This window comes from Mesorhizobium sp. M7A.F.Ca.ET.027.03.2.1 (genome assembly GCF_003999175.1).
GTDB lineage: Bacteria > Pseudomonadota > Alphaproteobacteria > Rhizobiales > Rhizobiaceae > Mesorhizobium.
The window spans coordinates 1-665 of the sequence record NZ_RZOM01001729.1 but is presented as its reverse complement, the minus strand read 5'-3'; the positions used below and the strand labels follow the sequence as shown (position 1 = coordinate 665).

At 56.5% G+C, this 665-nt stretch carries 1 protein-coding gene; it reads left to right on the top strand.

Features of this window, described 5'->3' with window-relative positions:
- Window positions 1-20: 20 nt before the first annotated feature.
- Window positions 21-665: M24 family metallopeptidase (locus tag EN750_RS37695; RefSeq protein ID WP_145968351.1), on the top strand; the 645-nt coding region annotated here is incomplete at its 3' end.

The following is a 665-nucleotide window of genomic DNA, read 5'->3' as shown; positions in this document are numbered from 1 at the left end:
GTCCCGAGACGCATGTCCACATGCCGGGTCGCGACTTTGATCGGCTGAAGTTGGAAATCGGCGGCATTGAATTCATTGACGCGACCTCTCTCGTTCGCACACTGCGCATTGCAAAATCCGAGGCCGAAATCGCCAAGATGGCCTATATTGGGTCGATCGCTTCGGACAGTTTCGAAGCGGTCGTCACGGCGGACATCATCGGCGTCCCGGAACGCGAAATTGCGCGTCAGATCAAGATCGATCTTTTGCAGCGTGGAGCAGATCAGGTCCATGATGTTCAAATCTTGTCGGGTGCTGGAGGTTACGGCGAGGTGATCGGCGCTCTCGGCGATCGGCTGATCCAACAAGGTGACGTAATTTTCATCGACATAGGTGCGACTTTCGACGGCTATTGGTGCGATTTCGATCGGGTTTACGCAGTTTCAGAGGCATCCAAAGCGACCACTGCTGCCTATGCGCGGGCCTATGAAGCAACCGAGGCTGGCATGGCAACGGCTTTGCCGGGCAACAATGTCTCGGATATCTGGCGGGCAATGTCGCAGGTCATGGGAACGACCGAGAGCAAGGTCGGGCGAATTGGTCACGGCCTAGGTCTGCAGAATACCGAGTGGCCCTCCATCATGGAGACCGACACCACCGCCATCGTCGAAGGGATGGTTCTGTGT